We start from the raw sequence: 19,535 nt of genomic DNA on the forward strand, positions 1-19,535 counted from the left end.
ATGGCGATGACATTTAGGGAGTCGAAATCTTGAGCGATGAAGCTCATTTTCCCCTTCTTGAAGGCATACTCGTCCCAACTCATCACCTCAGGTAGGGTATTCCAATCCGTTTCAAACTTGAACTCATTGAGCTTTCTCATAACTGACGATGTTGAGATAGATAGCCTGTGTGCAATATGTTGCATTGCTTGATTTTCGATGAGTAATTGTGCGATTTTCTGGTTAACAGCGACAGAGATTTGGTGGTTCTTCTTGACAAGAGGAGTTTCAGCGACCGCCATTTTCCCACATTCTTTACACTTGAACCGACGCTTTTTAAGGCGGATAAGTAAGGGATAGCCAGCAGTTTCTAGGTAGGGGATTTTAGAAGTTTTCTGGTAGTCGTACTTAGCCATTTGTCCCTTGCATTTTGGGCATTTAGGGGCTGTGTAGTCCAAGTGACCGTGGAGTTCTAAGTGAGTCCCCATATTATATTCATCAGTGATAGTGATATTTTTGTCTTTAATTCTGAGAAAATTTGTGATAAGATTTAGTTGTTCCATATGAACCCTTTCTAATATGAGTTTAGTCGCTTTTCATTATAGGTCATATGGGACTTTTTTTCTACACTAAAAAAGGCTCCATAATCTCTACAGTGGATTTACCCACTACAGAAATTATAGAGCCTAAAAAAAAACAGTCCTTGAATGGACTGTTTTTTCATGAGCTCGGAAATTAGAAGGCGAATTAAGACCCTGACGGGTCTTTTTAGCTTGCGCCCAAGAAACTGGAAAGGTGCAACGGCGAAAGTAGGTCATTTTTTTTGAGCTTGAAAATACGAGTGCGTATCAAGTCCTTGAATGGACTGTTTTTTCATGAGCATGAAAATGAGAAAGCAAATTGAGACTGGGCTCAAGCACAGCACCGATTCTCAAAGTTTGTGTCAACATCTCAGCACAGTGGTTGATTTTCATTGAGTATCAGATTATTTGATAGCTGGACTGTATAGATAAACAAAAGCGACTGGTAAATCCAATCGCTTTGTTTTTTATTGAACAGGTGTCATAGCACTTCGAATATTGTATTTCTTTTTCAAAAGATAACGAATACCGAATGCTGCTGCTCCGATAAGGATAGTAACAATAGGGTGTAAAACAGGATTGAGTGATGATGGAATCAATGCAGCTAGAAGGAAGACGACTGACCAAGCCAAGGTAGCGAGTCCAAGGAAAGCGATGGCCTTCAATAATTTAGGGCGTTGACCAGTTTTGATTTGCTCTCTATAAACGAAGTGGTACATAAAGTACATACCAGCGCCGACTCCAAAACCAATAACTAATAAAGTAACTAGACCGTATTGAGCACCTTGACCGAAGAGGTTCATCAATCCATTGACGCCAGCGATAATTGCTAACATAAGCAAACTAGAGTCGACCCACATGAGCCATGGATTTTCATTGTATTTTACTTGGTCGTTCTTCTCTTTAGCAGAAGTAGATTTACTAGCTGCCCATTCACTAGGTGCTCCATACAAGTTACGTGCAGTAATACCATTTTTTTGATTCTCGATGATAGTCGGTAGAATCTCTTCTAATATCTCTTTAATCTCGCTATCCGATTTTCCATCTTTAATCAGTTGGTTAGTAGCAATATGTATAAATTCTTGATTTTTCTTCGTCAATCCGTTGATTTCTGTAAATGACATATTCATCTCCTTAAGTTAAAACCATCTCTTACGAATGAAGTAGAAGGTAAGTGATAAGCTAATAGCAAAGGCAAATAGGATAATCCACCAAAATGCATATGGAATATCATTAAATGGGATAATATTATCCTTGAAGTTCATACCGTAGGCAGAAAATACCATGGTTGGAATAGACATAACAATGGTCATGAGAGCCAATGTCTTCATGATTGTATTCTGGTTATTGGAAATAACGGAAGCAAAGGCATGTGTCATCGAATTCAAGATGGAACCATAGATATCTGCCATCTCAATAGCCTGTTGCGTTTCGACTAGTGTATCTTCCAACAAATCTTCATCTTCTTCATATTTCCGAAGTAAGCGTGTAGAACTTGCCAGTTTTTTAACCAATCGTTCATTGGTTTTTAGGGAAGCTTTGAAGTAGACGATTGTTTTTTCCAATTCCATCAGTACGATTAGTTCTTCATTTCGCGTAGCTTCATGCAGTTGTTTTTCGATTTCTTCGCTCTTTCTGTCAATTGTACGTAGGGCAGAAAGATATAGCTGGGCATTGCGATAAAGAATTTGGAAAACAAAACGAGATTTCATAAAGGTAAAGAAATTTCGTATGCGACGATGAATAAATTGTTCAAATAATGATAGTTCTTCTAAACAAGTGGTGATAATCGCTTCATCTGTTAAGATGATTCCGAGAGGAATAGTGATATAGTAGGTTTTATTATTCCGTTCTTCCAAAATGGGAACGTCTACGATAATTAATGTATAATCATCTTCAACTGTAATACGAGAAGATTCTTCCGCATCGAGTGGAGCCCGTAAATCGGCGATGTCAATCTTGTAGTGCTCAGCTACTTCCATAGATTCGCTCTGGGAGGGGTTAACCAAATTAATCCAAGCCCCTGGTTCAAAGGTTTGGATTTCTTCTAAATCAGTCATTGTTGATAGAAAAATCTGTTTCATATCTTTGCCCTCCTTTTGATTTGATTCGTTAACGCAACCTCTATTATACCAAAAAAGTACCATAACGGAAAGGTTTTCTGAATAAATGTGATATAATATGAAGACGTTTAATAAGTAAGTTGTACGGATTTTTAAGGGGTTGAATGATTGAAAAATTTAGTCCAAACCTTTTTCTCTTTCAACAAATGAAAGTTCTTGAAGAAAGGAAATGAACACGCCCTAAACACTGTGTGAAAAAGTGCTAGTTGCCTCCTGTTTCAGCATGGAAACTGGCTTTTGCGTCGTAGACATCTGTGCTTTCTTCGGTTTTCGACCTGTGAAAGCACTAGTTGTCTTGACGGGGGTGCGTCTTCGAAATCACAGATTTCGGACTTACCGTTTATTTTCACCTTGCGTTTTACGGGCTTTGTATCTTTAGAAAGGAAATGAACATGGGCTAATAATGTTGGTGTAATGAGGAAAACTCCGTTTTCCCTATTTCCCGATTTCAACAGTCTCCCAGACTGTTACAACGCCCTTTGTATCTTAGAAAGAATTTGAATGCGTGCTAAAAGCGTCGAGAAAAAGATACACAGATGTTTCAACTTTAGTTGATTACAGCTGTGGATACTGTAAAGTGCAAATATTCTCGTATGTTTGGCACACTTTGCAGATTTTCTATTTTTGTACGGTTTTCTTAACGTGAGATTTTCAAAACGATATTTTTTGAAAATCGAGCTAATACAAGATATAGAAATTGCCCATAGGCAGTTTCGTCTGGTGACGCGGAGTTAATCGACCGTCACCAGTTATCTTGTGAACGCACTTATATCTAGAAAGGAATTGAACACGCCCTAAACGCTGTGTGAAAAATTGCTGGTTTCTTCATGTTTAAGCGTGTGGAACTGGCTTCTGCGTCATAGACATCTGTGCTTTCTTCGGTTTTCGACCTGTGAAAGCACTAGTTGTCTTGACGGGGGTGCGTCTTCGAAATCACAGATTTCGGACTTACCGCCTATTTTCACCGTGCGTTTTACGGGCTCTGTATCTTAAATTATGCAAGAAAATATTGTGATTCATGGGGCGCGTGCCCATAATTTAAAAAACATTGATGTGACCATTCCGCGTGAGAAATTGGTGGTGGTAACTGGTTTATCTGGCTCTGGTAAGTCAAGTTTGGCTTTTGATACTTTGTATGCTGAAGGTCAACGTCGTTATGTTGAGTCCTTGTCTGCCTATGCTCGTCAGTTCTTGGGCAATATGGATAAGCCAGATGTCGATTCTATTGAAGGTCTTAGCCCTGCTATTTCCATAGACCAAAAAACAACCTCGCGTAACCCACGCTCGACAGTGGGGACGGCTACGGAAATCAATGATTATCTCCGTTTGCTTTATGCGCGTGTTGGGGTGCCTTACTGTATCAATGGTCATGGTGCAATTGCGGCATCTTCAGTGGAACAAATTGTTGATGAGGTTTTGGAATTGCCTGAACGCCAGCGGTTACAAATCTTGGCGCCGATTGTACGTAAGAAAAAAGGGCAACATAAGACAATTTTTGAAAAAATTCAGAAGGATGGCTATGTTCGGGTCCGTGTCAATGGAGATGTCTATGATGTGTCGGAAGTTCCTGAGTTGTCAAAGAGTAAGGCACATAATATTGAGGTTGTAGTCGATCGGATTGTCATCAAAGAGGGCATTCGTTCTCGCTTGTTTGATTCGGTTGAGGCAGCGCTTCGAATTGCGGACGGCTATGTTATCATCGATACCATGGACGGCAAGGAAATGCTATTCTCCGAATACTATGCCTGTCCAGTTTGTGGTTTTACGGTGCCAGAGTTAGAACCACGTCTTTTCTCCTTCAATGCGCCTTTTGGGTCTTGTAGTGATTGTGATGGACTTGGCATAAAGCTCGAAGTGGATACAGATTTGATAGTCCCAGATGCCAGCAAGACCTTGCGTGAAGGTGCTTTAGCCCCTTGGAATCCAATTTCATCGAATTATTATCCTCAAATGTTGGAGCAGGCCATGAATCACTTTGGGATAGATATGGATACGCCATTCGAGCAGCTAACTGAGGTTGAAAAAAATCTGATTTTCAACGGCTCTGATGGGAAGGAGTTCCATTTCCACTATGAAAATGAATTTGGTGGTGTGCGGGATATTGATATTCCATTTGAAGGCTTGATTACTAATATAAACCGCCGCTACCGTGAAACCAATAGTGATTATACACGGACAGTCATGAAGACTTACATGAATGAATTGACCTGTGGGACCTGCCACGGCTATCGCCTCAATGACCAAGCTCTTTCTGTTAAAGTCGGTGGCGAGCAGGGACTTCATATCGGGCAGTTGTCTGACTTGTCTGTAGCGGATCATTTGCAAGTCATTGAAAATCTGACTTTGTCTGAAAATGAAGCGACGATTGCTACTCCTATTGTCAAGGAAATCAAGGATCGCCTGACCTTCCTCAACAACGTTGGTCTTAACTACCTGACGCTGTCCCGAGCAGCTGGAACCCTATCAGGTGGTGAGAGTCAGCGGATTCGTTTGGCGACTCAGATTGGCTCAAACCTGTCTGGTGTCCTTTACATCTTGGATGAGCCGTCAATTGGTCTGCACCAGCGGGACAATGACCGTCTGATTGCTAGTCTTAAGAAAATGCGTGATTTGGGCAATACATTGATTGTGGTGGAGCATGATGAGGACACTATGCGTGAGGCAGATTGGTTAATCGATATTGGACCTGGTGCTGGTGTGTTTGGTGGAGAGGTTGTTGCTTCCGGGACTCCGGATCAAGTTGCTAAAAATAAAAAGTCTATTACAGGCCAGTACCTTTCTGGGAAGCGCCAAATTCCAGTTCCTTTAGAGCGCCGTGTTGGAAATGGTCGTTTCTTAGAGGTGATAGGTGCCAAGGAAAACAACTTGCAAGATGTAACGGTCCGTTTCCCACTTGGAAAATTTGTGGCGGTGACAGGAGTGTCTGGCTCTGGTAAGTCAACTCTGGTCAATTCCATTTTGAAAAAAGCTATTGCACAGAAACTCAATCGCAATTCGGACAAGCCGGGCAAGTTCAAGTCCATTTCTGGAATTGAACATTTGGATCGCCTGATTGACATTGACCAAAGCCCGATTGGACGAACACCGCGTTCCAACCCTGCTACCTACACAGGTGTTTTTGACGATATTCGTGATCTCTTTGCCCAGACCAATGAAGCCAAAATCCGTGGCTACAAGAAGGGACGTTTCTCCTTTAACGTCAAAGGGGGGCGTTGCGAAGCCTGCTCGGGCGACGGAATCATCAAGATCGAAATGCACTTCCTTCCAGACGTATTTGTCCCATGTGAGGTCTGCCATGGTCAACGCTATAATTCTGAAACCTTGGAAGTACACTACAAGGAGAAAAATATTGCTCAGGTCCTTGATATGACGGTCAATGATGCGGTGGAATTCTTTAAACATATTCCAAAAATTGAACGGAAGCTCCGCACCATTCAAGATGTGGGATTGGGTTATGTTACTCTTGGACAACCTGCGACAACCCTGTCAGGTGGTGAAGCCCAACGGATGAAATTGGCATCTGAGCTTCACAAGCGATCAACTGGTAAATCTCTCTATATTCTGGATGAGCCAACGACTGGCCTACATACCGAGGATATTGCTCAATTGTTAAAGGTTTTAGCTCGTTTTGTTGATGACGGTAATACTGTTCTGGTCATTGAGCACAATCTGGATGTGATCAAAACAGCAGACCACATTATCGACATGGGGCCAGAAGGTGGTGTCGGTGGCGGTACTGTTGTTGCGACAGGAACACCAGAAGAAGTTGCTCAAAATCCAGCCAGCTTTACAGGCCAATACCTGAAAATGAAGTTGAAATAAGCAAGTTTATAAAGTCGCTCTAGCGGCTTTTTGCTTGTCCTCCTAAGAATTTATTGGTATTTATCTTCATTTCTGCTATAATAGTTACAAAATCTTCGGAGGTGTAGAATGCAAAAAAGACTTGGGAAATTTGAAGCAAAATTAGCTCAATCAGAGGTTGACGGAATCTTAGTGACAGGGCAAAATAATATTTATTATTTAACTGGTTTTTGGGGGACAGAGGCGACTGTCTTCATCAGTGGCAAGCGTCGCTTGTTTGTGACTGATTCGCGTTATACCTTGATAGCCAAGGCATCAGTAAAAGGTTTTGACATAATTGAAAGTCGTCAGGCCTTGGAAGAAATTGCTAAAATCATCAAAGAAGATGGTCTTACCAAGATTGGCTTTGACAGTCAGGTGACCTATAGTTTTTACCAAGGATTGTCTGCCCTCTTTGCGGATTACCAATTGGTTGCCATGTCTAATTTTATCGAGGATTTGCGCATGATTAAGGATGAGACGGAGATTGCGACCATTCGCCGTGCATGTCAAATTTCGGATCAGGCTTTTATTGATGTTCTTGACTTTATCAAACCAGGTCAGACGACTGAGATGGACGTCAATCATTTCCTTGACCACCGCATGCGTCAACTCGGTGCAGAAGGGGCATCATTTGAGTTCATCGTGGCATCTGGCTACCGCTCTGCTATGCCTCATGGAAGAGCGTCTGAAAAGGTTATCCAAACTGGTGAGACCTTGACGCTGGATTTTGGTTGCTATTACCAGCATTATGTCAGCGACATGACACGGACCATCCATATCGGTCATGTGACAGATCAAGAACGTGAGATTTACGATGTGGTCTTGCGGGCCAATAAGGCTTTAATTGATCAGGCCAAAGAAGGCGTTACCTACCGCGAGTTTGACGCTATTCCTCGTGAGATTATCAATGCGGCGGGTTACGGAGCCAACTTTACACATGGCATCGGTCACGGTATCGGTTTGGATATTCATGAATATCCGTATTTTGGAAAATCTGACGAGACTATCAAGGCAGGTATGGTCTTGACGGATGAGCCTGGAATCTATTTGGATGACAAATATGGTGTTCGGATCGAAGATGACTTATTAATCACTGAAACAGGGTGTGAAGTTTTGACGCTAGCTCCAAAAGAATTGATTGTCATTTGAGAAATTTGCTGATTTGTGGTAAAATAAAACGAATAAATTATTTTTAAGAGGTAAACATTCAAATGATTGAAGCAAGTAAACTTAGAGCAGGTATGACCTTTGAAGCCGAAGGTAAGTTGATTAAGGTCTTGGAAGCAAGTCATCACAAGCCTGGTAAAGGCAACACCATCATGCGTATGAAATTGCGCGATGTGCGTACAGGATCTACTTTCGATACAACTTATCGTCCCGATGAAAAATTTGAACAAGCTATTATCGAGACTGTTCCAGCTCAATATCTTTACCAAATGGATGACACTGCTTATTTCATGAACACTGAAACGTATGATCAATATGAAATTCCAGTAGCTACAATCCAAGAAGAATTACTATACATTTTAGAAAACTCAGATGTAAAAATTCAATTCTATGGAACAGAAGTGATTGGTGTCACTGTCCCAACAACTGTTGAATTGGTTGTTGCTGAAACACAACCATCTATCAAAGGTGCAACAGTGACAGGTTCTGGTAAGCCAGCGACTATGGAGACTGGTCTTGTTGTTAACGTACCAGATTTTATTGAAGCAGGTCAAAAACTTGTTATTAATACAGCAGAGGGAACTTACGTTTCACGCGCTTAAGCGTTTCCTCTTAGGAAAGGAGAGCCTATGACAGTAGAATATCAGGGCGAAATTGTTATTGCGCCACGCGTTCTTGAAGTAATTACAGGCATTGCTGCCGCTAAAGTGGATGGGGTACATTCCCTCCAGAACAAAAGAGTAGCGGATAGCTGGTCGAAAACATCTCTAAATAAAGGAATTTACCTTGAGACGGATGAAGAAGGTCGAGTAACTGCAGATATTTATGTTTATTTAGAGTATGGTGTCAATGTACCTGCCGTATCTATGGATATTCAACGTGCTGTTAAAACAGCAGTTCTTAATTATGCAGATGTACAAGTTGATGCTGTCAATATCCATGTCAGTGGCATTGTTCCTGATAAGACACCAAAACCAGCATTGAAAGATTTATTCGGAGATGATTTCCTTGATGAAGAATAATAGACATGCCTTGCGGAAATGTGCGTTGCAGGCAATCGTATCGCTTGAATTTGGACAAGAACCCGTTCAAGCTGCTCAGTTTTCTTACCTTTATGATAAAGAAGATGAGCAAGAAGGAATTGAAATTCCACTTTTCCTTCTTAATCTTGTCAATGGTGTAGCGGATCATCGTGAGGAGTTGGATAAAGAATTATCCACTAGACTAAAATCAGGCTGGACCTTGGATCGTTTGACTTTAATTGATAAGAATATCATGCGATTAGGATTATTTGAAATTTTATATTTTGAAGAAACGCCAGATCGTGTTGCAGTCAATGAAGCAGTTGAACTAGCCAAAGAATTTTCAGATGAAGCATCTGCTAAATTTGTCAACGGTGTACTAAGCCAGTTTATAAAAGAAGAAGCTAAATAAGGTTTCTTCTTTTATTGTAGAATGAAAAGTGAAAAAGACTGTACTTGATGTCAACTCAAGTACAGTCTTTTTTATACACTCGCGCCAGCTAAAAGGGTTATTGGTAAAATATAGTCTGTTTTTGGGAGTTTTTTCCCCTCAATCTTATCAATCAGTAAATCGACTAACAACCGTGCGATCTCGACCAATGGCTGTTTGATGGTTGTTAATTGAGGATAATAACTCTCAATAAAGCTCGTACCGTCATAACCAATTAATTTGATATCCTCTGGTATGGATAATTTTAAAGAACGAGCCACATTCCAAACCAGCATAGCTGTCGCATCGCCGGAAACAAAAATGCCATCTGGTTTGTATTTTTCAAGTAATGAGCGAATCTCCATTTCTTTTCTTACTGGGGATAAGTCGCTTGCGATTTTAAAAACTTTAGCTTCATCTAAAATAGAAGTGAAGCCTACTTGTCGTAGTCCAGTTGGAGAATTAGAGTCGTCATTTCCCGTAATCATTAATGGATTGTGACATCCCGCTTTTTGTAAGGTTTGGGCAGCTAATATCCCGCCAGCAAAATTATCGGAGGAGACAATGGGAATGGACGGAGAGAGGTTGCGGTCAAAAGCAATAATTGGTGCGACGACACGATCGTAGTCTTGAATTCCCAAATTGTGACTGCCTGAAATAATACCATCAACCTGGTTTGCTTCTAGCATTTCTAGATATTCACGTTCCTTATCGGATTCATGTTGGCTATTACAAATAATGGTTTTATAACCTCGATCAAAAAGTTCTTTTTCCAGATGTCCTATTAGCTCAGAATAGAAAATATTGTTGATGGTTGGAAAGATGAGACCAACTAATTTTGCGGATTTACCTTGTAAGCTACGTGCCAGGTTGTTCGGTTTGTAACCTAGTTCACGCATGGCTTCCTCGACATTGCGAATGGTTTTTTCAGATAGGTATCCTTTTTTATTGATAACGCGTGAGACAGTGGTGGGGCTAACCCCAGCTAACCGTGCTACATCAGTTAGTTTTGCGACCATAATCTAAGTGATAGTAGGTTCCAGTCGGTGCCCCTGTTCGGATGACAATTCCGTTTTGATCGGCATCTGGGAAGACGCGACCAGAAAATACTTTTTCTCCTTTATTAATAAAAATTTCAAAGACTGATTTATCAATGAAGATATTTGCAGTTATTGCTCCAGGCTCAATTTCACATGAACGAGTTGTCCCAAAGTCCAAAGCAAATGGCTGACCACAGTTGCCACGGTCTAATGTAATCTGGCCCTGTTCAGTGTCTACAGACAAGACCAAGCCTTTTTCTTCTTCATTTGCGAACAATACGATTTCGTGCTTCGTGCCCGCTGAAAAATCAAGTTCCAATTCGTAAACATTATTGGTTTCTTTTTGGGCTGAAAACGGCTGAGCTTCTTTACGAAGACTGGTAATAGCATCGACTGGATATTGGTAGAGCTTACCGTCCTTGATGGTTAATTCTTTAACCAATGACAGACAACCTTGGTAGTCATAAGCATCTGTTGGGTATTCCACATCAGGAAGACCCAACCAGCTTACAGAGAGTGTGCGACCGTCCGGTGCATTAAAGACCTGGGTTGCGTAGCACTCAAAACCATAGTCCAAATTGGTCAATTCACCTGGTTCTACAATAGTAGCTGTTTCAGGATCGAAACTCTGACCAATCTTGTACATATTTGGATAGATATTGCCGTAGTCCAACACCTTTTTGTCCAAGCCTTGAGGACAGTAAAGTAGGATGGGTTGCTCACCAACAAAAGCAATATTCGGACATTCCATCATATAAGCCGTCATATCATTGGAAAAATCTAGGTCACCAACATAGGACCAGTTGAGGTAGTCGTTTTTTTCAGCTTTATAAAGTTTGACAATTCCTTTTTTATCCAGATTTTGTCCACCGACGATAGCGTAATATTGCCCTTTATAGTTGAAAATTTGTGGATCGCGGAAATGGTCGGTGGTATCTTCTGGTTGCTCAATCAAGACTTTATCAATCTTTTCAATTTTACCGTCCTTGTCCATCAAGGCACCGATTTGATATGGATGGCGAACCCAATTTTTATCGCGGACATTTCCAGTATAGAAGAGGAAGAGCTTGTCGCCAAATTCCATGGCAGAGCCAGAGTAGGCACCGTGACTGTCTAAAGGAGTATCTGGATAAAGAACAGTACCTGTTTCTTCAAAATGAACCAGATCGGTTGATTCAGCATGTACCCATGATTTTAGGCCGTGGGCTGCACCAAAAGGAAAGTATTGATAAAACAAAGTCCATTTTCCATTGAAATAAGAGAACCCATTGGGATCGTTCAAGAGTCCATGCGGTGTTTCGATATGGAAGGTGGTCCTCCAAGGTGAACTTTCAGTATTCTTTTTAATTTTTTCAATGTATTCGGGTGTCCAGTCAGCATAAGCTCTGTAACGTTCCTCAGTTGTGAATGCCATAATTTTCTCCAAAATTCTATTTTTTCAATTAATATAGTAAACGTTTTCTTGTAAAAAATCAAGTTTTAACAGTGGTTTCAACAAATTCAAAAAAAAATATGATAAACGTTTGACATATAGCTAGAAAATGATATAATTAAAGCATCGAAAGTTTGAAAACACTTTCAAAAACAAAAAATATTTATAAGGAGATTTTTGCAAGATGAACAATACAGAAATTGCAAAAAAAGTCATTGACGCTCTTGGCGGACGCGAAAACGTACGTAGCGTTGCCCACTGTGCAACACGTCTTCGTGTAATGGTCGTTGATGAGAATAAAATCGACAAGGATACAGTCGAAGATATTGAAAAAGTGCAGGGTGCTTTCTTCAACTCAGGTCAATACCAAATTATCTTTGGTACTGGTACAGTGAATAAAATTTACGATGAAGTTGTTGCCCTTGGTTTGCCAACTGCGACTACTGGTGAACAAAAAGCAGAAGCTGCTAAACAAGGGAATGCCTTCCAACGTGCTATCCGTACTTTCGGTGACGTTTTTGTTCCAATCATTCCTGCAATTGTAGCAACAGGTCTTTTCATGGGTCTTCGTGGTCTTTTGACTCAAGAAGCAATCATGACTGCACTTGGAGTTACAGAATGGAATGCTGATTTCATTACTTATACTCAAATCTTAACAGATACAGCCTTTATCATCTTGCCAGCCTTGGTTGTATGGTCAACCTTCCGTGTGTTCGGTGGTAACCAAACAATTGGTCTTGTGCTTGGTATGATGTTGATTTCAGGATCATTGCCTAACGCATGGGCTGTTGCTTCTGGTGGTGATGTAACTCCACAAATTTTCTTTGGTTTCATCCCTGTTGTAGGTTTACAAGGTTCTGTTCTACCAGCCTTTATCATCGGTATTATTGGTGCTCAATTTGAAAAATGGGTTCGTAAGATTGTTCCTGAAGTTCTCGATCTATTGTTGACACCGTTCATTACGCTTCTTGTAATGTCTGTACTTGGTCTCTTTGTGATTGGTCCAGTCTTCCACGTTGTTGAACAATATATTCTTTATGCGACTGAAGCACTCCTTTCATTACCTTTCGGTTTGGGCGGTCTCCTTATTGGTGGGGTACACCAAATTATCGTCGTATCAGGTGTACACCATATCTTCAACTTGCTTGAATCACAATTGGTAGCAAACACTGGTGCTAACCCATTCAACGCTATCATTACTGCAGCTATGACAGCACAAGGTGCTGCAACAGTAGCGGTCGGTGTTAAAACTAAAAATCCAAAATTGAAAGCTCTTGCTTTCCCAGCTGCTCTTTCTGCCTTCCTTGGTATTACTGAGCCTGCTATCTTCGGTGTGAACTTACGTTTCCGTAAACCATTCTTCTTGTCTCTTATTGCAGGAGCAATCGGTGGTGCTGTAGCATCTCTACTTGGTCTTGCTGGTAATGGTTTCGGTATTACTATTATTCCAGGTACACTTCTATATGTTGACGGTCAATTACCACAATACTTCCTTATGGTAGCAGCATCATTTGCAGCAGGTTTCGCTTTGACATACCTCTTTGGTTATGAAGATGAAGAGCCAGTTGCTGGTAAACTTTCTGCTGTTGAAAAGGAAACAGCGGCTCTAGCAAATGAAGCTATAACAGCTATTCTTTCTGAAGAAACTCTTGTTTCTCCACTTTCAGGTAATGTAGTTGCTCTTGAAAATGTTAATGACCCAGTCTTCTCATCAGGAGCTATGGGTAAAGGTTTGGCTGTTAAACCTTCTGAGGGTGTTGTTTATGCACCAGCAGATGCAGAAGTAACAATTGCTTTTGAAACAGGTCATGCTTACGGATTGAAAACAGCTTCTGGTGCTGAAATTCTTATCCACATTGGTATTGACACTGTTTCAATGAACGGTAACGGATTTGAAAAATTAGTAGCAGCTGGCGATAAAGTAAAAGCTGGTACTCCAATCGCTAAATTCGATGTTGCGAAAATTGCTGAAGCAGGTCTAGATGATACTACGATGATAATCGTAACAAATACAGCAGACTTTGCTGAAGTTTCACCACTTGCTGAAGGAACAATCGCTCATGGTGATAACTTCATGAAAGTAGTAAAATAGTATAGAAAATTGAGAGAAAAAGGCATTAGGCCTTTTTCTTCTACTTTTTTCTATGGTATAATGAAACAGATAAAAAAATGGGAGATAATAATATGACAAAATTATATGGTAGCTTGGAAGCTGGTGGTACAAAGTTTGTTTGTGCCGTAGGAGATGAACAATTCCAAGTTGTTGAAAAAACGCAATTTCCTACGACAACTCCTTATGAAACGATTGAACGAACAGTCGAATTCTTCAAACGCTATGAGGACCGGTTAGCAGGGATTGCTATTGGTTCATTTGGTCCAATCGATATTGACCCAAACTCTCAGACCTATGGGTACATTACTTCAACCCCAAAACCACATTGGTCAAATATTGACTTGTTAGGTTTAATTGCTAAGGAATTTAACATTCCATTTTATTTCACGACAGATGTGAATTCATCAGCTTTTGGTGAAACCCTGGTTCGTAAAGGGGTAAAGAGCTTAGTTTACTATACAATCGGTACAGGTATTGGGGCAGGTGCTATTCAGAATGGTGAGTTTATAGGGGGCTTGGGTCATACTGAAGCTGGTCATACTTACGTTGCCTTACACCCTTACGATGTTAAAAATGAATTTAAGGGAATGTGCCCATTCCACAATGGGTGTTTGGAAGGCTTAGCAGCAGGTCCTTCACTTGAAGGACGGACAGGTATTCGAGGTGAATTGATAGAGTTGAATTCAGAAGTTTGGGATGTGCAGGCTTACTACATTGCTCAAGCAGCTGTACAGGCAACCTTGCTTTATCGTCCGCAAGTAATTGTATTTGGTGGAGGAGTTATGGCTCAAGAGCACATGCTTAATCGTGTACGTGAGAAGTTTGTCGGTTTGATGAACGATTATCTCCCAACACCAGATGTCAAAGAATATATCGTAACGCCAGCTGTTGCTGAAAATGGTTCTGCAACTCTTGGTAATTTTGCCTTAGCAAGAAAAGTATCTGAAAAATAAAAGTGAGAAAAATTGAAATGGCAACCCTGTTAATGAAAGGGTTGCTTTTTTTCAGAATAACAAGTTATATTGGAAAGATAAATCTTATACTCTTCGAAATTTAAAAAAGAACTTGTTGACCTGATTTTCATTGAGTATTAGTGACTGGATATTCTATATAGAATGTGAAAGTTAGTTTCCCCATTTTAAGGCATGCAAAAAATGTAAGTGACTTTCCCAAGTACAAGTGTTTCAATATTAAAATTTTACACATTTAGATAGGCAGGTGTTGGTACAGTTAAAAAACTTTGAAATGTTGTGTTATGAACTTATTTTTCTTTAATTATTTTTTTGGTTTTCATAAACTCTCTTTATTTGATTGACTTTTAGCCGTATTCTTGCCAAAACAGCATATTCAAGGTATAATATATTATTGAACTAAAACGAGAAAATAGGATGAACAGTATGGTAACGAATGTGCTTCGTTCTCTCATTGAAAATGACAAGGGAGAGCAAAGAAAACTTGAAAAAATGGCAGACAGAGTATTTTCTTATGCTGATGAAATGGCTGCGCTCAGTGACGAGCAATTGCAAGCAAAAACTACTGAATTTAAAGAACGTTACAGCAAGGGAGAATCCTTAGATGACCTTTTGTATGAAGCGTATGCAGTTGTTCGAGAAGCAGCTAGACGTGTATTAGGTCTTTATCCATATAAAGTTCAGGTTATGGGGGGGATTGTTCTTCACAATGGTGACGTACCAGAAATGCGTACTGGTGAAGGAAAAACGTTGACTGCGACTATGCCTGTTTATTTGAACGCCCTTTCAGGAAAAGGTGTTCACGTAGTTACGGTAAATGAATATTTGACAACCCGTGATGCGACCGAAATGGGTGAGTTATATTCTTGGCTTGGACTATCAGTCGGAATTAACCTGGCCGCTAAATCACCGCTAGAAAAACGTGAAGCCTATAACTGCGATATTACATACTCTACCAACTCAGAAATCGGTTTTGATTACCTTAGAGATAATATGGTCGTTCGTGCAGAAGATATGGTGCAACGTCCATTAAACTATGCCTTGGTCGATGAAGTGGACTCTATCCTGATTGACGAAGCTCGTACTCCTCTGATTGTTTCTGGTCCTCAAGGTTCTGAAACAAATCAACTATATTTCTTGGCGGATAACTTTGTTAAATCATTGGATAAGGAAGACTATATTATTGACGTTCCTTCAAAAACAATTGGTTTATCTGATACAGGTATTGATAAGGCTGAAAAATTCTTCAAATTAAATAATCTATATGATATTGAAAATGTAGCCATCACTCACTTCTTAGACAATGCCCTTCGTGCTAATTACATCATGACCTATGATGTTGATTATTTGGTAAATGAAGATCAAGAAGTCATGATTATCGATCCATTTACAGGACGTACTATGGAAGGTCGTCGTTATTCTGATGGTCTACACCAAGCAATCGAAGCTAAAGAAGGTGTGCCTGTTCAAAATGAATCGAAGACCAGTGCTTCGATCACCTACCAAAACCTCTTCCGTATGTATAAAAAATTGGCAGGTATGACGGGTACAGGTAAGACAGAAGAAGAAGAGTTTCGTGAAATCTATAATATCCGTGTTGTACCAATTCCAACAAACCGACCTATTGCTCGTGTTGACCATGAAGATTTACTGTATCCAAGCTTAGAGTACAAATTCAACGCCGTTATCGCTGATGTGAAGCGCCGTTATGAAAAAGGTCAACCAGTACTGGTTGGTACAGTTTCGGTTGAAACATCTGATTTGATTTCACAAAAATTAGTTGCTGCAGGCGTTCCGCATGAGGTATTGAATGCTAAAAACCATTATCGCGAGGCCCAAATCATCATGAATGCTGGTCAGCGTGGAGCTGTTACGATTGCAACAAACATGGCTGGACGTGGTACAGATATTAAGTTAGGTCCTGGTGTGCGAGAATTAGGTGGACTATGTGTGATTGGTACAGAACGTCATGAGAGTCGCCGTATTGATAATCAGCTTCGTGGACGTTCAGGTCGTCAGGGTGATCCAGGGGAATCTCAGTTCTACTTATCACTCGAAGATGATTTGATGAAACGTTTTGGTTCAGAACGGATCAAGGTGTTTATGGAACGTATGAACCTTTCAGAAGAAGAGTCTGTAATCAAATCGAAAATGCTTACACGTCAAGTTGAATCAGCACAGAAACGTGTAGAAGGAAATAACTACGATATACGTAAACAAGTTCTACAATATGATGACGTTATGCGTGAACAACGTGAAATCATCTACAAACAACGTCAAGATGTGATTACAGCGGATCGTGATTTGGCACCTGAAATCAAAGCAATGATGAAGCGGACCATTGAGCGTCAAGTGGAAGGTCATTTCTTGGGTTCAAAAGATGAAGCCATTGATGGGATTATTAAGTTTGCTCATTCAACATTGGTTGAAGATGGTACATTGCATGCGGAATCCTTTAAATCAATGAATAAAAAAGAAATCATTGATAAATTGTATGAACTAGCTTTGAAAGTCTATGATTCACAAGTGAAGAAGCTTCGTGATGAAGATCGAATTCGCGAATTCCAGAAGGTACTCATTCTACGTGTTGTAGACAATAAATGGACAGATCATATTGATGCGATGGATCAGTTACGCAATGCAGTGAGCTTACGTGGATATGCTCAGAATAATCCAATCGTCGAATACCAGTCAGAATCATTTAATATGTTTAATGATATGATTGGTGCGATTGAGTTTGAAGTTACACGACTCATGATGAAAGCGCAGATTCATGACAATATTGAACGGGAACGCTCAATACAAGAATCACGTACAACGGCAGTTAAGAACATTATGCCAAACCAACCTGTCCAAACTAAAGACGCTATTTCATTTGAAGGTGTTGATCGGAATGATCCATGTCCATGTCAGTCTGGTAAGAAATTTAAAAATTGTCACGGCCGTAAATAAGAACTTGTATTCACAAGTAATCTGCTTTTATTTAAGAAATAGTTTTCGCTCATCAAGGCAGTTTTTTGACTGGAATACTCCTGTATTTTGAAAAACGAACGATGACTGACTTAGAAACTAGGTATAAGATGGAAGTATGACCGGTGAATACAAGGTCTAGGGATGAATGAAGGACTGGACGGCTGTCCAGTCTTTTGAAGTATTTAAAATATTGTATAAAGAAGGAGCACGATTTATGATTGTTGGACATGGGATTGACCTTCAAGATATAAAGGCTATCGAGCGTGCTCGCGAAAAACATCAGGGGTTCCCAAAAAAAGTACTGACTGCAAAAGAATTTGAACGCTATCAGGATTTGCATGGGCGACGACAGTTGGAATATTTGGCTGGACGTTGGGCTGTCAAAGAAGCATTTTCTAAGGCATTAGGAGTCGGTATTGGAATAGTGGGTTTTCAAGATATTGAAGTATTAAATAATCGCCAAGGGGCTCCCTACATTGCGAAGAGTCCGTTTAGTGGAAAAATTTGGCTGAGCATTAGTCATTCTGGAGAATTTGTGCAAGCGAGCGTGATTTTGGAGGAAAATAATGATTGAAAGTGACCATCGACCCAGTTATATTGAGGTTCAATTAGATGCTATAACAGCTAATCTTGAACAAGTGATTGAACCTTTGCCTAGAAAGACACAGGCATTTGCAGTTATTAAAGCAAATGCTTATGGACATGGTGCTGTTGCAGTAGCTCGACGGTTAGCGAGCCAAGTAGCAGGTTTTTGTGTTTCAAACCTGGATGAAGCGTTCGAATTACGTCAGGCTGGAATAGAGCACCCAATCTTGATTTTGGGAGTTATACCTGTTGACGATCTGCATTTAGCATTGAAGTTAAATATCAGTGTCACTCTTGCAAGTTTAGAGTGGTTAGAGCTGGTTAAAGCATCTGGTCAGGATCTAGCTGGCTTAGCTGTTCATGTTAAACTAGATACTGGAATGGGGAGAATTGGATTCAGAGACTGGTCTGAGTTGGAGAAAGTGCTTGATCTTATGAGTGAGATGGATCTTGAATTTGAGGGTATTTTTACTCATTTTGCAACAGCAGATGAAGAAGATGCACATTACTTCCACGAGCAATTGACACGTTTTAAGAAATGGCTAGATAGGTTACCGGAATTGCCTCGTTGGATACATGCAAGTAATTCAGCTACAAGTATCTGGCATGCAGATACGGTGTTTAATATGGTTCGATTAGGGGATGTTCTGTATGGTCTAAATCCTAGTGGACGTACCTTAGACCTACCATTCAAGCTCCAACCTGCATTGGGATTGTACTCTGAACTCGTACATGTTAAGCAAGTCGAGGCTGGTACCTTTCTTGGATATGGGTCAACGTATCAGAGTTCTGAGACTGAGTGGATAGGTACTATTCCTGTTGGATACGCTGATGGTGTAGTGCGAAGACTCCAAGGTTTCCATGTTCTGGTCGATGGTCAATATTGTGAAATTATTGGACGTATTTCCATGGATCAAATGACGATCCGTTTGCCGAAATCATATCAAGTTGGAACAAAAGTAACCTTGATAGGCCGTGAAGAAGACAAGGAAATAACGGTTCAAGAATGGGCTGATTATGTTGGCACGATAAATTATGAGATTGTATGTTTATTGACAGATCGTTTGCCTCGCAAACATCAATGAGATAAATAAATCAACTTTTAATCAAAAATCTATTATTTTCTGCTGGTAAGCGAATCTACCAGAAAATGATAGATTTTTTTGTTCTCTATCTCCTGACTGAGGGAAATGTCACACTCATGGTTCTAAAATGTGTAATAATCTGATGTTACATGAATTAATGACTGGAAGCGGTAAAGGGCAAACGGAGGTCT

At 40.3% G+C, this 19,535-nt stretch carries 15 protein-coding genes and 1 pseudogene; 11 read left to right on the forward strand and 5 right to left on the reverse strand.

Annotated elements, in window-relative coordinates:
- The 3 genes from ACPC58_RS04230 to ACPC58_RS04240 form a co-directional block, all read right to left on the reverse strand.
- Positions 1 to 542 (reverse strand): transposase family protein (locus tag ACPC58_RS04230; RefSeq protein ID WP_434065350.1); only part of this gene is annotated, 542 nt, incomplete at its 3' end.
- Between the two features lie 485 nt (positions 543 to 1,027).
- Positions 1,028 to 1,684, reverse strand: coding sequence for a DUF1129 domain-containing protein (locus ACPC58_RS04235; protein WP_434065351.1), 657 nt, complete (start codon positions 1,682 to 1,684; stop codon positions 1,028 to 1,030).
- A gap of 15 nt (positions 1,685 to 1,699) precedes the next feature.
- On the reverse strand, positions 1,700 to 2,644 hold the full coding sequence (locus ACPC58_RS04240) for a magnesium transporter CorA family protein (protein ID WP_277940862.1): 945 nt from the start codon (positions 2,642 to 2,644) through the stop codon (positions 1,700 to 1,702).
- 1,035 nt (positions 2,645 to 3,679) lie between these two features.
- Between ACPC58_RS04240 and uvrA the strand changes: the two genes are divergently transcribed.
- The 5 genes from uvrA to nusB all read left to right on the forward strand — a co-directional run bounded on the left by uvrA (position 3,680) and on the right by nusB (position 9,127).
- Positions 3,680 to 6,505, forward strand: coding sequence for an excinuclease ABC subunit UvrA (gene uvrA, locus ACPC58_RS04245; RefSeq protein ID WP_277837986.1), 2,826 nt, complete (start codon positions 3,680 to 3,682; stop codon positions 6,503 to 6,505).
- A gap of 108 nt (positions 6,506 to 6,613) precedes the next feature.
- The gene (locus tag ACPC58_RS04250; protein WP_434065352.1) at positions 6,614 to 7,675 is read left to right on the forward strand and encodes a M24 family metallopeptidase; all 1,062 of its coding nucleotides are present in this window, start codon (positions 6,614 to 6,616) and stop codon (positions 7,673 to 7,675) included.
- A gap of 62 nt (positions 7,676 to 7,737) precedes the next feature.
- Positions 7,738 to 8,295 carry an elongation factor P gene (gene efp, locus ACPC58_RS04255; protein ID WP_024391541.1) on the forward strand — a complete coding sequence of 186 codons (558 nt, stop codon included), beginning with the start codon at positions 7,738 to 7,740 and terminating at the stop codon, positions 8,293 to 8,295.
- A 27-nt stretch (positions 8,296 to 8,322) separates the two neighbouring features.
- Positions 8,323 to 8,715 carry an Asp23/Gls24 family envelope stress response protein gene (locus ACPC58_RS04260; RefSeq protein ID WP_434065353.1) on the forward strand — a complete coding sequence of 131 codons (393 nt, stop codon included), beginning with the start codon at positions 8,323 to 8,325 and terminating at the stop codon, positions 8,713 to 8,715.
- Entirely contained in the window at positions 8,693 to 9,127 is a 435-nt protein-coding gene (nusB, locus tag ACPC58_RS04265; protein ID WP_434065354.1) for a transcription antitermination factor NusB, read from the forward strand. The genes ACPC58_RS04260 and nusB overlap by 23 nt, the downstream gene beginning before the upstream one ends.
- A gap of 71 nt (positions 9,128 to 9,198) precedes the next feature.
- Here the strand turns inward: nusB and ACPC58_RS04270 are convergent, their stop codons facing one another.
- Positions 9,199 to 10,164, reverse strand: a complete 966-nt coding sequence (locus tag ACPC58_RS04270; RefSeq protein ID WP_434065355.1) for a LacI family DNA-binding transcriptional regulator — start codon at positions 10,162 to 10,164, stop codon at positions 9,199 to 9,201.
- Complete coding sequence (locus ACPC58_RS04275; RefSeq protein WP_434065356.1) at positions 10,145 to 11,599, reverse strand: sucrose-6-phosphate hydrolase; 1,455 nt, start codon at positions 11,597 to 11,599, stop codon at positions 10,145 to 10,147. The genes ACPC58_RS04270 and ACPC58_RS04275 overlap by 20 nt, the downstream gene beginning before the upstream one ends.
- A 202-nt stretch (positions 11,600 to 11,801) precedes the next feature.
- Between ACPC58_RS04275 and ACPC58_RS04280 the strand changes: the two genes are divergently transcribed.
- The 6 genes and pseudogenes from ACPC58_RS04280 (at position 11,802) to alr (ending at position 19,344) form a co-directional block, all read left to right on the forward strand.
- Positions 11,802 to 13,709, forward strand: coding sequence for a sucrose-specific PTS transporter subunit IIBC (locus ACPC58_RS04280; RefSeq protein WP_434065357.1), 1,908 nt, complete (start codon positions 11,802 to 11,804; stop codon positions 13,707 to 13,709).
- Positions 13,710 to 13,801: 92 nt separating this feature from the next.
- Positions 13,802 to 14,683 carry a fructokinase ScrK gene (scrK, locus tag ACPC58_RS04285; RefSeq protein ID WP_274504570.1) on the forward strand — a complete coding sequence of 294 codons (882 nt, stop codon included), beginning with the start codon at positions 13,802 to 13,804 and terminating at the stop codon, positions 14,681 to 14,683.
- 510 nt (positions 14,684 to 15,193) lie between these two features.
- Positions 15,194 to 17,431: pseudogene (gene secA / locus ACPC58_RS04290) on the forward strand (preprotein translocase subunit SecA); the annotation flags it as partial.
- Between the two features lie 105 nt (positions 17,432 to 17,536).
- A complete protein-coding gene (locus ACPC58_RS04295; RefSeq protein WP_418127511.1) occupies positions 17,537 to 17,653 on the forward strand; it encodes an SEC-C metal-binding domain-containing protein in 117 nt (38 codons plus the stop codon).
- 235 nt (positions 17,654 to 17,888) lie between these two features.
- Positions 17,889 to 18,248: a holo-ACP synthase gene (gene acpS / locus ACPC58_RS04300; protein WP_130554654.1), complete on the forward strand. Its 360-nt coding sequence runs from the start codon at positions 17,889 to 17,891 to the stop codon at positions 18,246 to 18,248.
- Positions 18,241 to 19,344: an alanine racemase gene (alr, locus tag ACPC58_RS04305; RefSeq protein ID WP_434065358.1), complete on the forward strand. Its 1,104-nt coding sequence runs from the start codon at positions 18,241 to 18,243 to the stop codon at positions 19,342 to 19,344. Before acpS ends, alr begins: the two co-directional genes overlap by 8 nt.
- Positions 19,345 to 19,535: the final 191 nt, after the last annotated feature.

The sequence above is a fragment of the Streptococcus sp. VTCC 12905 genome, from assembly GCF_049893385.1.
Taxonomy (GTDB): domain Bacteria; phylum Bacillota; class Bacilli; order Lactobacillales; family Streptococcaceae; genus Streptococcus; species Streptococcus suis_AA.